The organism is Maritimibacter fusiformis (genome assembly GCF_008086115.1).
Classification (GTDB): domain Bacteria; phylum Pseudomonadota; class Alphaproteobacteria; order Rhodobacterales; family Rhodobacteraceae; genus Muriiphilus; species Muriiphilus fusiformis.
On record NZ_VSIY01000003.1, the window covers coordinates 623,853 to 636,788 of the forward strand.

Annotated in this window: 18 protein-coding genes; 12 read left to right on the forward strand and 6 right to left on the reverse strand. The window is 66.5% G+C overall.

Annotated features, from left to right (window positions below; genetic code table 11):
• Window positions 1-97: 97 nt before the first annotated feature.
• Both FVF75_RS03700 and FVF75_RS03705 read right to left on the reverse strand, forming a co-directional pair.
• Window positions 98-1,138 carry a permease gene (locus FVF75_RS03700; protein WP_148376380.1) on the reverse strand — a complete coding sequence of 347 codons (1,041 nt, stop codon included), beginning with the start codon at window positions 1,136-1,138 and terminating at the stop codon, window positions 98-100.
• Entirely contained in the window at window positions 1,131-1,478 is a 348-nt protein-coding gene (locus FVF75_RS03705; RefSeq protein WP_148376381.1) for an ArsR/SmtB family transcription factor, read from the reverse strand. The genes FVF75_RS03700 and FVF75_RS03705 overlap by 8 nt, the downstream gene beginning before the upstream one ends.
• A gap of 101 nt (window positions 1,479-1,579) precedes the next feature.
• Here FVF75_RS03705 and FVF75_RS03710 point away from each other — a divergent pair, with 101 nt between their 5' ends.
• The gene (locus tag FVF75_RS03710) at window positions 1,580-2,173 is read left to right on the forward strand and encodes a uracil-DNA glycosylase family protein (RefSeq protein WP_148376382.1); all 594 of its coding nucleotides are present in this window, start codon (window positions 1,580-1,582) and stop codon (window positions 2,171-2,173) included.
• Window positions 2,170-3,009, forward strand: a complete 840-nt coding sequence (locus FVF75_RS03715; RefSeq protein WP_148376383.1) for an SseB family protein — start codon at window positions 2,170-2,172, stop codon at window positions 3,007-3,009. Before FVF75_RS03710 ends, FVF75_RS03715 begins: the two co-directional genes overlap by 4 nt.
• 117 nt (window positions 3,010-3,126) lie before the next feature.
• On the opposite strand, the gene FVF75_RS03720 is transcribed toward FVF75_RS03715, so the two are convergent.
• Complete coding sequence (locus FVF75_RS03720) at window positions 3,127-3,405, reverse strand: accessory factor UbiK family protein (RefSeq protein ID WP_148376384.1); 279 nt, start codon at window positions 3,403-3,405, stop codon at window positions 3,127-3,129.
• Between the two features lie 92 nt (window positions 3,406-3,497).
• On the opposite strand from FVF75_RS03720, the gene lgt reads away from it, so the two are divergent.
• The 4 genes from lgt (at window position 3,498) to FVF75_RS17810 (ending at window position 6,417) form a co-directional block, all read left to right on the forward strand.
• On the forward strand, window positions 3,498-4,367 hold the full coding sequence (lgt, locus tag FVF75_RS03725) for a prolipoprotein diacylglyceryl transferase (protein WP_148376385.1): 870 nt from the start codon (window positions 3,498-3,500) through the stop codon (window positions 4,365-4,367).
• A complete protein-coding gene (locus tag FVF75_RS03730; RefSeq protein WP_148376386.1) occupies window positions 4,364-5,422 on the forward strand; it encodes a class I SAM-dependent methyltransferase in 1,059 nt (352 codons plus the stop codon). Before lgt ends, FVF75_RS03730 begins: the two co-directional genes overlap by 4 nt.
• On the forward strand, window positions 5,419-6,177 hold the full coding sequence (gene pgeF / locus FVF75_RS03735) for a peptidoglycan editing factor PgeF (RefSeq protein ID WP_148376387.1): 759 nt from the start codon (window positions 5,419-5,421) through the stop codon (window positions 6,175-6,177). The genes FVF75_RS03730 and pgeF overlap by 4 nt, the downstream gene beginning before the upstream one ends.
• 108 nt (window positions 6,178-6,285) lie before the next feature.
• Window positions 6,286-6,417, forward strand: a complete 132-nt coding sequence (locus FVF75_RS17810) for a hypothetical protein (protein ID WP_281289563.1) — start codon at window positions 6,286-6,288, stop codon at window positions 6,415-6,417.
• 83 nt (window positions 6,418-6,500) lie between these two features.
• Here FVF75_RS17810 and FVF75_RS03740 read toward each other — a convergent pair whose 3' ends face one another.
• On the reverse strand, window positions 6,501-7,001 hold the full coding sequence (locus tag FVF75_RS03740; RefSeq protein ID WP_148376388.1) for an Lrp/AsnC family transcriptional regulator: 501 nt from the start codon (window positions 6,999-7,001) through the stop codon (window positions 6,501-6,503).
• Between FVF75_RS03740 and FVF75_RS03745 the strand changes: the two genes are divergently transcribed.
• The 3 genes from FVF75_RS03745 to FVF75_RS03755 all read left to right on the forward strand — a co-directional run bounded on the left by FVF75_RS03745 (window position 6,988) and on the right by FVF75_RS03755 (window position 10,069).
• Window positions 6,988-7,188, forward strand: coding sequence for a hypothetical protein (locus FVF75_RS03745; RefSeq protein WP_148376389.1), 201 nt, complete (start codon window positions 6,988-6,990; stop codon window positions 7,186-7,188). The two genes, FVF75_RS03740 and FVF75_RS03745, sit on opposite strands and share 14 nt — an antisense overlap.
• Window positions 7,189-7,192: 4 nt before the next feature.
• Window positions 7,193-8,188: a thioredoxin-disulfide reductase gene (gene trxB, locus FVF75_RS03750; RefSeq protein WP_148376390.1), complete on the forward strand. Its 996-nt coding sequence runs from the start codon at window positions 7,193-7,195 to the stop codon at window positions 8,186-8,188.
• A 174-nt stretch (window positions 8,189-8,362) separates the two neighbouring features.
• Window positions 8,363-10,069, forward strand: coding sequence for a bifunctional sulfate adenylyltransferase/adenylylsulfate kinase (locus FVF75_RS03755; RefSeq protein WP_148376391.1), 1,707 nt, complete (start codon window positions 8,363-8,365; stop codon window positions 10,067-10,069).
• A gap of 61 nt (window positions 10,070-10,130) precedes the next feature.
• Here the strand turns inward: FVF75_RS03755 and FVF75_RS03760 are convergent, their stop codons facing one another.
• Both FVF75_RS03760 and FVF75_RS03765 read right to left on the reverse strand, forming a co-directional pair.
• Window positions 10,131-10,358, reverse strand: a complete 228-nt coding sequence (locus tag FVF75_RS03760) for a DUF1150 family protein (protein ID WP_148376392.1) — start codon at window positions 10,356-10,358, stop codon at window positions 10,131-10,133.
• 54 nt (window positions 10,359-10,412) lie between these two features.
• Window positions 10,413-10,826, reverse strand: coding sequence for an Hsp20 family protein (locus tag FVF75_RS03765; RefSeq protein ID WP_148376393.1), 414 nt, complete (start codon window positions 10,824-10,826; stop codon window positions 10,413-10,415).
• A gap of 167 nt (window positions 10,827-10,993) precedes the next feature.
• Between FVF75_RS03765 and FVF75_RS03770 the strand changes: the two genes are divergently transcribed.
• The 3 genes from FVF75_RS03770 to FVF75_RS03780 all read left to right on the forward strand — a co-directional run bounded on the left by FVF75_RS03770 (window position 10,994) and on the right by FVF75_RS03780 (window position 12,844).
• Complete coding sequence (locus tag FVF75_RS03770) at window positions 10,994-11,212, forward strand: YdcH family protein (RefSeq protein ID WP_148376394.1); 219 nt, start codon at window positions 10,994-10,996, stop codon at window positions 11,210-11,212.
• Window positions 11,213-11,283: 71 nt separating this feature from the next.
• Complete coding sequence (gene purE / locus FVF75_RS03775; RefSeq protein ID WP_148376395.1) at window positions 11,284-11,772, forward strand: 5-(carboxyamino)imidazole ribonucleotide mutase; 489 nt, start codon at window positions 11,284-11,286, stop codon at window positions 11,770-11,772.
• Window positions 11,765-12,844 (forward strand): 5-(carboxyamino)imidazole ribonucleotide synthase, encoded by a 1,080-nt coding sequence (locus FVF75_RS03780; protein WP_148376396.1) that lies wholly within the window; start codon window positions 11,765-11,767, stop codon window positions 12,842-12,844. The genes purE and FVF75_RS03780 overlap by 8 nt, the downstream gene beginning before the upstream one ends.
• Window positions 12,845-12,936: the final 92 nt, after the last annotated feature.

Here is a 12,936-nt window from a genome sequence, read left to right on the forward strand (position 1 = left end):
AGCCCGGCACGGGCACTTTCGCTGACATAGAACAAGCGATGCGGCGCGACAACCTCGGGTCGCGCCGGTTTCATCGCAGCCGGCGGGGAGTTTGCGTTCAGGCGACCAGCGACCAGGCCGTCCCGGCCAGAACCGCACCAACGACGGCAAAGCCAATATAGGCGGCGAACACGCGCGGCTTGACCAGCGCCCAGACCGCGACCGCCGCCGGAATGCAGCTCACGCCGCCGGCCACGACAAAGGACATCGCGGCGCCCTGGCTCATCCCCTGTTCCAGCAGTCCGGCCACCAGCGGCACCGCACCGTAGCCGTTGAGATAGGTGGGCGCACCGATCACCGCGCCCAGAACGATCGGTCCGATCCCCTCGCCACCCAGCCAGTGCCCGACCAGATCGGCCGGCACGTAACGCAGCATCAGCGCCTCGAGCAGATAGGCCAGCATCAGCCACTTGCCGAGGAACAGAAGGTTCTCGACCGCCGAGGCGCGGAAGGTCGCGCGGCGCGCACGCTCGCCCCAGAAACGCCAGACCGGGCGGCCGGACAGGGGTGCATCGTCATCGCAGCACGACGAGGACGAACAGGATTTCCGGGGGGCGTGTTTCAGCGGATCGGCGAACAGCGCGCTTTTTGCAAATGCGCGCACCGTGAAGCCGCCGAACAGCCCCAGCCCTACCGCCACCACGGTCTTGCCGATGGCGAAATCCAGCCCCAGGGCCCCCGCCGTGACCGCGAACATGCCCGGGTCCATCAGCGGCGAGGCCAGCCAGAACGCCATCACCGCCGACAGGGGCGCGCCCACCGCCAGAAGGGCCGCGATGAACGGAATCACCTGGCAGGAACAGAACGGCGACAGCCCGCCCACCAGCGCGGCCAGCAGGATCATGCGAACCTCGCGCCCCTCGAAGGCGCGCGACAGCAGCGTCTCGGCCCCGCTGGCATTCATGTAGGCGACCGCGGTGACCGCGATCAGGATGTAGGGCAGCGTGCGCAGAAACGCTTCGGCGGCGAAGGTCACAAGCGCGCCTGCCTCGTCCGGCACGGACACCGCCAGGGCCAGCGGAATCGCCGCCACCGCAAACCATGCCCAATCGGGCTTCCACCGGCGCCAGAGCGGCAATGTTGTAGATGTGTCAGCCATTGGTCGATTCCTTGCGGGTTTCAGCACAGTCGGCGCAGCATTCGGACAAGAGATAGGCCGAGATGGTGCGCATCGTTTCCATGTCCGCTGCACCACAGATGATCGAGCGGCCGCGCCGCTCCTGCGTGACCAGCCCGGCGGCGGCGAGGATTTTCAGATGATGGGTGAGCGTCGAGCCGGTGATGCCGGTGCGCGCGCCAAGCTCGCCGATCGCCAGCCCCTCGGGCCCGGCGCGCACCAGGCAGCGCACCACTTCGAGGCGTTGTTCCGAGCCAAGGGCGGCAAAGGTCGACGCCGCGACGGCGACCGGCAGGCAGGTGTCGGGTGTGTCATGTTTCATGATTCGAGAATTATCGAAATGATCCCGTCCACGCAAGATATTTCGACATTCATCGAAATGATCGCGGTTGCACCCTGCCCGCCCACACCTATCTTTCTGCCATGACCGACCTCGCCGCCCGGATCGCCGCCTGCCGCCTCTGCGCCGACCGTTTCGCGGCGACCCGCACGGCGCATGGCCCGCGCCCGGTTGCGTGGTTCGCGCCGACCGCGCGCATTCGCGTCATCGGCCAAGCGCCGGGGATGCGGGTGCATGAAACGGGCCTGCCGTTCAACGACGCCTCCGGCGACCGCTTGCGCGACTGGATGGGGATCGACCGCGCCACATTCTACGACAAGAGCCGCATCGCGATCACCCCGATGGCCTTCTGCTTTCCCGGCTACGACGCGCGCGGCTCCGACCTGCCGCCGCCGAAAATCTGTGCCACGACATGGCACGACGCGGTCGACGCGGCGCTTGCCGAAACCCGCCTGACGCTGATCATCGGGGCGCATGCCCAGCGCCGCTACCTCGCCACGCGCGCGCCGGTGACCGAGACCGTCGCCGCCTGGCGCGACCATGCGCCCCGCATCTTTCCCTTGCCTCACCCGTCCTGGCGCAATACGGGCTGGCTGAAACGAAACCCGTGGTTCGAGGCCGAGCTTGTGCCGGTGCTGCGGGCAAGCATTGCCGATGAACTGGGAGAAACCCCATGACCAACCCGACCCCGCTCGACCAGGCCCATGCCGCGATGGAGGCTGACGAGTCCGACGACGCCGCCCGGCTGAAATTCTATGAGCGTCTTGCAGACGCCGAATTGTTCCTGCTCCTCAAGGGCGAGGCACAGGGCGAGACGATGGAGCCGGAGCTGCTCGATCTCGAAGCCGAGGACGGTGGCGACCCCGAGCAATACGCGCTGGTGTTCGACAACGAGGACCGGCTGGGCGCCTTTGCCGCCGATCACAAATCCGACGCGATGCCCTATGCCGCCCTGCCCGGCCGGGTGATCGCCACCATGCTCAAGGGCCAGAAGATCGGGCTGGCGCTGAACCTCGGCGTCGCACCCTCGTCGATCCTGGTGCCGGATGCCGCGCTCGACTGGCTGGCCGACACGTTGGCCGCCGCGCCCGAGGACGGCGGTGAACGCCAGTTGATCGGCATCGACACGCCGCTGGGCCTGCCCGACGCGCTGATTCAGGGGCTGGAGGAAAAGCTGGTCAACGCGGTTGGCCTCGCCTCGCACGCGGTTTTCGCCAAGGGCAAGTTCTCCGACGACAGCGAAGGCTGGCTGCTGGCGTTCATCGACGCGGCCCCGGGGGCCGAACCGGCGCTGGCCCGGGCCACGCAGGAGGCGCTGGTGTTTTCCGGCACCGATCTTGCGACGGTCGATGTCGCCTTCTTCTCGTCGGGCGATCCGATCTGCGAGCATCTCGACCACCTGGGGCTGCGCTACGACTTCCCCGATCCCGAGGCCGAGGAGCGCGACGACGACGGGGCTGTGACCCGCGCACCGGGCAGCGATCCGTCCAAGCCGCCGATCCTGAAGCACTGAGGCGCAGGGCAAACGGCACATTCGCCACCGTCGCTTGAACAATTCCGACTATCGAAACACGAAAGGCCCCGTTTCCGGGGCCTTTTTCATCACTTTTCCGACAATCTCCGAAACGCGTCAGTCGTCCTTGGCCGCCGTCTTCTTCGCCAGTTTCGCCGCCGCCTCTTCCAGCGCCACGATCCGGGCCTTCAGCGCCTCGTTCTCTTCGCGGGCCTTCTGCGCCATTGCGCGCACCGCGTCGAACTCGTCGCGGGTGACAAGGTCGCGGTCGGCAAGCCAGCGGTCCATCCAGCTTTTCATTGCCGTCTCGGCCTCGTCCTTCGCGCCCTGGGCCACGCCCATCGCGTTGGTCATCAGCTGAGAAATATCCTCGAACACCTTGTTGCGGGTCTGCATGTGGGCCTCCAAAACGCTACCCCGCCAATATGGGTGATCGCGCGCGTCAGCACAAGGTTGACAGCCCCGCCGCCCCGGCCCAACAAGTGGCCATGTTCGCCGCGATCCCCTTCCCCGATATCTCGCCCGAGGTGTTTTCCTTCGACCTCGGAAGCTTCCATTTCGCTGTGCGCTGGTATGCGCTTGGCTACATCGCGGGCATCGTCATTGCCTGGGTGATCATCGCCCGCGCCCTGCGCACGCCCCGGCTGTGGGACGGCGAGCCGCCGATGACCCGCGATCAGCTCGAGGCGATGGTGACATGGATGGTGGTCGGCATCATCCTTGGCGGGCGACTGGGATATGTGCTGTTCTACCAGCCGGCCTATTACCTGTCGCACCCGCTGGAGATCCTCGCGGTCTGGACCGGCGGCATGGCGTTTCACGGCGGCTTTCTCGGCGTCCTGATCGCGGCCTGGCTGTTCGCCCGCAAGCACGGGCTGCGCCTGATCCGCATTTTCGACCTGCTTGCGCTGTCCACCGCGCCGGCCTTTGCGCTGGTCAGGATCACCAATTTCATCAACGCCGAGCTTTGGGGGCGTCCGACCACCATGCCCTGGGGCGTGATCTTTCCCGGCGCGGCGGCGCAAGACTGCCCCGGCTTCGACCTGCCCTGCGCGCGCCATCCGTCGCAGCTCTACGAAGCGGCTCTGGAGGGCGTGGTGCTGGCGGGTATCCTGCTCTACCTCGGCTGGCGGCGCGGCTGGCTGAAGCGGCCCGGCCTGCTGACCGGCGTCTTCTCCATCGGCTACGGGATGGCCCGGTTTTCGGTCGAGTTCTTTCGCCAGGCCGACGCCCAGTTCGTCACGCCGGACAACCCGTGGGGCCATGTCTTTCTCGGCATGACGATGGGACAGATCCTGACCCTGCCGATGATCGTGGCCGGGGCGGCCGTGCTGGTCTGGGCGCGGCGGCGGGCATGACCCTGCGCGACCTTCTTGTCGCTCGTATCCGCGCGGGCGGGCCGATGCCGGTGTCGGATTACATGGCCGAATGTCTGCTGCACCCCAGGCACGGCTACTACACCACCCGCGACCCGCTGGGAGCGACAGGCGATTTCACCACCGCGCCCGAGATCAGCCAGATGTTCGGCGAGTTGGTCGGGCTGGCGCTGGCGCAGGCGTGGCTGGACCAGGGCGCGCCGGCGGCTTTCACGCTGGCCGAGCCCGGCCCCGGGCGCGGCACCCTGATGGCCGACCTCCTGCGCGCCACCGCAAGCGTGCCGGGCTTTCACGACGCGGCACGGATCGTGCTCATCGAAGCCTCGCCCACCCTGCGCGAGGCGCAGCGCGCGCGGCTGGCAGGCTCGCCCATCGCGTTTGCCGACAGCGTGCACGACCTGCCCGAGGCCCCGCTGTTTCTGGTCGCCAACGAGTTCTTCGACGCCCTGCCGATTCGCCAGTTCACCCGCGAAGGCGATCACTGGCGCGAGCGTCAGGTGGGGCTGCGCGACGGCGCGCTGGCCTTCGGGCTTGGCGGCCCGACCGCGCCCGCAGCGCTGGCCGGGCGTGACGACACGCGCGACGGCGACCTGGTCGAGACCTGCCCGCAGGGGCAAACCGCGATGGAGGCCATCGCCAGCCGCATCGCCGCCCACGGCGGGGCCGCGCTGGTCGTGGATTACGGCGACTGGCGCTCGCTCGGCGATACGCTGCAAGCCCTGCGCGACCACAAGCCCGAAGACCCGCTGGCCAACCCCGGCGAGGCTGACCTGACCGCGCATGTCGACTTCGAGGCGCTGGCCGCTGCCGCCCCCGGCCTGACCCATTCGCGCCTGACGCCGCAGGGGGTGTTCCTGGAGCGTCTTGGCCTAACCCAGCGCGCGCAGGTTCTGGCGCGGGGGTTGGACGGCGACGTGCTCGACAACCACATCGCCGCCCATCGCCGCTTGACGCACCCGCAGGAAATGGGAACGCTGTTCAAGTGCCTCGGCTTTGTGCCCGAGGGTGCCGCGATGCTGCCCGGATTGGAAACATGACGCTGGAAATCATCACCGCCGACGTGCTCGCACCGATCCGCCACGGGTTCTTCACCCGGCGCGGCGGGGCGTCCTCGGGGGTCTATTCCGGGCTGAACTGCGGCGGCGGATCGGACGACCAGAACGATGCGGTCGAGATCAACCGCAACCGCGTTGCCGACGCGCTGGGGCTTTCCAGCCGCGATCTGGTCACCGTGCACCAGGTGCATTCGCCCGACGTGGTCGAGGTTTCGGGGCCGCTTGAGGGCGCGCGCCCGAGGGCCGACGCGCTGGTCACCGCAACCCCGGGCGTTGCGCTGGCGATCCTGACCGCCGATTGCGGCCCGGTGCTGTTCGCCGACCACGAGGCCGGGGTGATCGGTGCCGCCCATGCCGGCTGGCAAGGGGCGCTCGACGGCGTGCTCGAGGCGACGATCGAGGCGATGGAGCACCTTGGCGCGGATCGCGAGGACATCACCGCCGTGGTCGGCCCCACGATTTCGCAGGCCGCCTACGAGGTAGGGCCGGAATTTGTCGAGCGATTTTTCGACGAATCCCCGGAGAACGGCCGTTTTTTCGCCGGCGGCACCGGCGACCGGGCGCAGTTCGACCTGCCCGGTTATTGCCTTTACCGGCTGCGCGCCGCCGGGGTAGATCACGCGGAATGGACGCGTCATTGCACCTATTCCGATGCCGACAGGTTCTATTCCTATCGCCGCTCGGTGCACCTGCGCGAAGCCGACTATGGCCGCTTGATCTCGGCCATCCGGCTTTAGGCGCGCGCCCCGCTCTTTTCGCGCCTTCGCCAAATCATCGCCCGATTTCGCATCCATCCTTGAGGCCGAACACCCGCAAGGGTCTGAAAACAGGAAAGGTCAGTAACGATGAGCCGACGCCGCTGGATGAAATCCGTGATCGAAACCGCCGACAGCAACGACATCGCGATGCCCTGGGCCCGTGGCAGCCGTCGCGCGCGCTGGAAATCGGCGGCCCGCAAGCGCGCCCACGCCGCCTGATCCGACATTTCCGCAAGACAACTCCGCCCTGTTTGGGGCGGAGTTTGCATTTCTGCGGATAGCTTTGCGAAAATATCGCTACGTCAGCTCGCAGCGCTCACCCGTGCCTCAAGAACGTCAAAGGGCACGCCGGGTTCGTCCTTGGCATCGCGGATCACCAGCGAGGTCTTGACGCTGGCGACGTTCCTGGCCGCCGTCAATTCGCCGGTCAGGAAGCTCTGGAAGCTCGACAGGTCCGGCGCCACGCATTTCAGGATGAAATCGACCTCGCCGTTCAGCATGTGACACTCGCGCACCAGCGGCCATTCGCGGCACTGCGCCTCGAATCTCGACAGATCGGCCTCGGCCTGGCTCTGCAACCCGACCATGGCGAACACCTGAACCTCGAAGCCCAGCTTGCGCGCGTCCACATCGGCGTGATAGCCCCGGATATACCCGGCCTCTTCCAGCGTGCGCACCCGGCGCAGGCAGGGCGGTGCCGAGATGCCGACCCGCTTGGCCAGTTCGACGTTGGTCATCCGCCCGTCGGCCTGCAACTCGGCCAGGATCATGCGGTCGATCGGGTCTAACTTGGAACTCGACATCGGATATCCTCTTGAAAGTTGCGCGAACACTATCCCGCCGCGCAGCGATGCGCAATTATCTTTCAACTGCGCGCAATTAAGTTTCTCGATCACCCGATGGGCGGGCGGCTTTGACAGCATGTCGCAAGGGGTTTCGGCGCCGGCGACGCTCGCCTATATCGGTGACAACAGCAGATTTGAAGGATAATCCGATGTCCGAAACACGTCATACCAAGGTTCTCATCGTCGGCTCCGGCCCTGCCGGCTACACCGCCGCCGTCTATGCCGCGCGCGCCATGCTCGAGCCGGTGCTGGTGCAGGGGATGGAGCCCGGCGGCCAGTTGACCACCACCACCGAGGTCGAGAACTATCCCGGCTTCACCGAGATCCAGGGCCCGGAACTGATGACCAACATGGAGGCCCACGCCAAGGCTATGGGCGCCGAGGTGATCTCCGACATCATCACCGAGCTTGACCTGCAAAACCGCCCCTTTACCGCCAAGGGCGACAGCGGCACCACCTATACCGCCGATGCCGTCATCCTGGCCACCGGGGCGCGCGCCAAGTGGCTGGGGCTGCCCAGCGAGGACAAGTTCAAGGGCTTCGGCGTGTCGGCCTGCGCCACCTGCGACGGGTTCTTCTATCGCGGCAAGCCGATCGTCGTGATCGGCGGCGGCAACACCGCCGTGGAAGAGGCGCTGTTTCTGACCAATTTCGGCTCCAAGGTCACCCTGATCCACCGCCGGGACGAGTTGCGCGCCGAGAAGATCCTGATCGACCGGCTGATGAAGAACCCCAAGGTCGAGATTCTTTGGGATCACGTGCTGGAGGAAGTGGTCGGCACCGACACGCCGATGGGCGTGACCGGCGTGCGCGCGAAACACGTCAAGACCGGCGAGATTACCGAAGTGCCCGCAGATGGCGTCTTCATCGCCATCGGGCACGCCCCGGCGTCGGAACTGGTCAAGGACCAGCTCGAGCTGCACCACGGCGGCTACGTGACTGTCGAACCGGGCTCGACCCGCACCTCGATCCCCGGCGTCTTTGCCGCGGGCGACCTGACCGACCACATCTATCGCCAGGCGGTCACCTCGGCGGGCATGGGCTGCATGGCCGCGCTCGATGCCGAGAAGTATATCGCCGAGCTTGACCTCGATGCGGGGACCCCGGCCGCGGATGTGCCAGGCAAGGCGGTGGCGGCGGGGTGAACCCCGGCACCGGAAGATCCCGAGAGACTTGAAACCGCCCGGCGCACACGCGCCGGGCTTTTTCGACACCGATCCGCGAAATCCCCGCTGTGGCGCTTGAATTCGGCCACATTCGCGGCGTAGATGCGCGCAAAATAACGGCTCCGCCGAGCAGCAGTCCCGAAGGCCATGTTCATGATCCCATCAAACCTCACCCCGATCCCCGAGCTTTATGTCTCCTACGAGAGCGCCCAGAAACTGAAGGTGGAGGCGGCCGATCTGGTCAGTTGGGACCTCACGCCGCGCCAGATCTGCGACCTGGAACTGTTGATGAACGGTGGTTTCAACCCGCTCAAGGGGTTCCTGACCCGTGCCGATTACGACAGCGTTCTCAAGGACATGCGCCTTGCCGACGGCACGCTCTGGCCGATGCCGATCACGCTGGATGTCTCCGAGGCGTTCGCCGCCGGTCTGGAAGAGGGCCAGGACATCGCCCTGCGCGACCAGGAGGGCGTGATCCTCGCCACCATGACCGTCACCGACAACTGGACCCCGGACAAATCGCACGAGGCCACCGCCGTGTTCGGTGCCGACGATGATGCGCATCCGGCGGTGAACTACCTGCACAACCAGGCGGGCAAGGTCTATCTCGGCGGGCCAATCACCGGCATCCAGCAGCCGGTGCACTACGATTTCAAGGGACGCCGCGACACGCCGAACGAACTGCGCGCGTTTTTTCGCAAGATGGGCTGGCGCCGGGTGGTGGCGTTCCAGACCCGCAACCCGCTGCACCGCGCGCACCAGGAACTGACCTTCCGCGCCGCCAAGGAGGCGCAGGCCAACCTGTTGATTCACCCGGTCGTCGGCATGACCAAGCCGGGTGACGTCGATCACTTCACCCGCGTGCGCTGCTATGAGGCGGTGCTGGACAAATACCCCTTGTCGACCACCACGATGAGCCTTCTGAACCTCGCCATGCGCATGGCCGGCCCGCGCGAGGCACTCTGGCACGCCCTGATCCGCGCCAACCACGGCTGCACCCACTTCATTGTCGGGCGCGACCATGCCGGGCCGGGCAAGAACAGCCAGGGGGTCGATTTCTACGGCCCCTACGAGGCCCAGGACATGGTGCGCAAGTACCAGGACGAGATCGGCATCGAGATGGTCGATTTCAAACACATGGTCTATGTCCAGGAACGCGCCCAATACGAGCCCGCCGACGAGATCGAGGAGGGCGTGACGGTTCTCAACATCTCCGGCACCGAGTTGCGCCGCCGTCTGGCCGAGGGGCTGGAAATCCCCGAATGGTTCTCGTTCCCCGAGGTTGTGGCCGAACTCAGGCGCACGCGGCCGCCGCGCTCGAAACAGGGTTTTACGGTGTTCTTCACCGGCTTTTCCGGCTCGGGCAAATCGACCATCGCCAACGCGTTGATGGTCAAGCTGATGGAGATGGGTGGGCGTCCCGTTACGCTGCTCGACGGCGACATCGTGCGCAAGAACCTGTCGTCGGAACTGGGCTTTTCCAAGGAGCACCGCGACCTGAACATCCGCCGGATCGGTTATGTCGCCTCCGAGATCACCAAGAACGGCGGCATCGCGCTCTGCGCCCCGATCGCGCCCTATGCCGCCACACGGCGCGCGGTGCGCGAGGAGATCGAGCAATTCGGCGCCTTCCTCGAGGTTCACGTCGCCACCTCGCTCGAGGAATGCGAACGGCGCGACCGCAAGGGGCTTTACAAGCTGGCGCGCGAGGGCAAGATCAAGGAATTCACGGGGATTTCAGACCCCTATGACGTGCCCGAGAACCCGGAACTGCGGGTCGAGACGGAAAACGTCGATGTCGACAACTGCGCCCACCAGGTCATTCTCAAGCTGGAAAGCATGGGGCTGATCGCGGGCTGAAGAACGACCAACAGCGGCCCTCATTCGGGCCGCCGCAATCGTTCGCGGTCAATTCATCCGCTCAGTGCACCGTCACCGGCGCGAAATCGTTCTGCCGCGCCAGCACGAAGGCCATGTGCCGGTCGCGCACCAGCGCCAGCCGTTCGCCTTCGGCGGTGTGCACCGCATAGAGCTTTTTCAGCCCGCCGACCTGGCTGCGCACCTCGTCGGGGAGCTCGGCCACGTCCACTTCGCGGACATAGACGATCCGGTCTTCGCTTTCGGGCAGGGCTTCGTATTTGACATCCATAGCTCGCTCTCCTTCCTCACCTGAGGCCAGTGGACCTGTGGGGCAGCATCCTGCTCACCCCTTGCGGATCTGGATGGTCTGAACGACCGTGTTGGGCTCCGCCCGCTCCAGATCGATGTGCAGAAGTCCGTTTTCAGTGGCGGCGCCGATCACTTCGACGCCATCGGCCAGGACAAAGCTCTTCATGAACTGCCGTCCGGCGATCCCACGGTGCAGAAAGATGCGATCGTCATCCTTGTCCGAATTCCGACCCCGCACCACGAGCTTGCGGTCTTCCACGGTGATCGACAGATCGTCGTCCGAGAACCCGGCCACGGCCAGCGTGATCCGGTATGCACGGTCGCTCACCTGTTCGATGTTGAACGGCGGATAGCCTTCGGTGCCGCTTTTCGCGGCCTGTTCGACCATCCGTTCCAATTGCTCGAACCCAAGCAGGAACGGGCGCGACCCCAGCGTCATTTTCGTCATTCACACGTCCTTCTCAAAAGCGACCTGTCGTCAGGGCCCCGATTCCGGCGACCCGTGGCTGAAATATGGGGGTGCGACCCCGATGTCGCAAGAGGCGCGAAGGGCTTGGAGCAAACCCGACGAGGGGGTAGATTGGCGCATCCAGGGGGCAAACGGGGCCAGCGCCGATGAGCAATGCCGAAGAGATGAAGTCCGAAGAGGTGCTGCGCGTCGAGCTTGAGGTGTTCCGCCGCGAGCACCGCGACCTCGACGAGGCGATCACCGCGCTGGTCGAGCGCGGCACCTCCGACCAGGTCACGATCCGGCGGCTGAAAAAGCAGAAACTCGCCCTCAAGGACAAGATCACGCGGATCGAGGACAAACTGACCCCCGACATCATCGCCTGATCCGATTGCAAGGCGAGGCGATCCCGCCTAGAACGCGCATTCCCGACAGCGGGCCCGACAGCGAGGCGCATATGTCCGACGTGAAAGTAGGTATCATCATGGGCAGCCAGTCCGACTGGCCGACCCTGCGCGAAGCGGCCACGGTGCTGGATGAGCTGGGCGTGGCCTACGAGGCCCGCATCGTCTCGGCCCACCGCACCCCGGACCGGCTGTGGGACTATGGCAAGACCGCCGCCGAACGCGGCCTCATGGCGATCATCGCTGGCGCCGGGGGGGCGGCGCATCTGCCCGGCATGATGGCCTCGAAAACCCGCGTGCCCGTGATCGGCGTGCCGGTCCAGACCCGCGCGCTGGGTGGTGTCGACAGCCTCTATTCCATCGTCCAGATGCCCAAGGGATTCCCCGTCGCCACCATGGCGATCGGCGCGGCGGGTGCCGCCAATGCGGGCCTGATGGCCGCCGCGATCCTGGCACTGACCGATCCGGCGCTGGCCGAACGGCTCGATGCCTGGCGCGCCGCGCTCTCGGCCTCGATCCCCGAGGAGCCAAGCGATGACTAGGCCGCTCGCCCCCGGAGCCTGCGTCGGCGTTCTTGGTGGCGGTCAGTTGGGCCGGATGCTGGCGGTCGCCGCGTCGCGCCTGGGCCTGCGCTGCCATATCTATGAGCCGGGCGCGATGCCGCCCGCCGGCGATGTCGCCCACCGCGTCACCACCGCACCCTATGACGACACCGAGGCTCTGACCGCCTTCGCCGAGAGCGTCGATGTCATCACCTACGAGTTCGAGAACATCCCTACCAGGGCGCTCGACCTGCTCGAGACCCTGCGCCCGGTCCGCCCGGGCCGCCGCGCGCTGGCGGTCAGCCAGGACCGGCTGACGGAAAAGGCGTTTCTCGCCGGGCTTGGCCTGAACGTCGCCCCCTATGCCGCCGTCGACGATGCCGTCGACCTTGCCGAGGCATTGGACGAGATCGGCGTTCCCGCCATCCTCAAGACGCGGCGGCTGGGCTATGACGGCAAGGGCCAGGTGCGCCTGTCCTCGTCCGCCGAGGCCGAGGCGGCGCTGGCGGCAATGAACGATGCCCCGGCGATCCTCGAAGGGCACATCGACTTCAGCCACGAGGTCAGCGTCATCGCCGCCCGGGCGCTGGATGGGCAGGTCGCCTGTTTCGATCCCGGCGAGAACGAGCACAAGGGCGGCATCCTCGCCACCACCACCGTTCCCGCGCGGCTGTCGGCGGCGCAGCGCACCGATGCGGTGCTTCTGGCCGGCCGTATCCTGAACGCGCTCAACTACGTCGGCGTGTTGGGGGTAGAGCTGTTCGTAACGCCCGGCGGCCTCATCGTGAACGAGATCGCGCCGCGGGTGCACAACTCGGGCCACTGGACGCAGAACGGCTGCGTGATCGACCAGTTCGAACAGCACATCCGCGCGGTGGCGGGCTGGCCGCTGGGCGACGGCGCACGGCACGCGAACGTGACGATGGAAAACCTGATCGGCGACGATATCGAGCGCGTCCCTGTCCTTGCCGCCGACCCGGCGAACGCACTGCACCTCTACGGCAAGACCGAGGCCCGCGCGGGCCGAAAGATGGGCCACGTGAACCGCATCACCGGCCCCGCCGGCGGCTGATCCCGCCCGCGTGTGCGCCAAGGAAATACCGCGCCGAAGCGTGAAAAGTTCTATTCCCGACGCCGCATAGCCGTGAAACCGCGATGGAATTG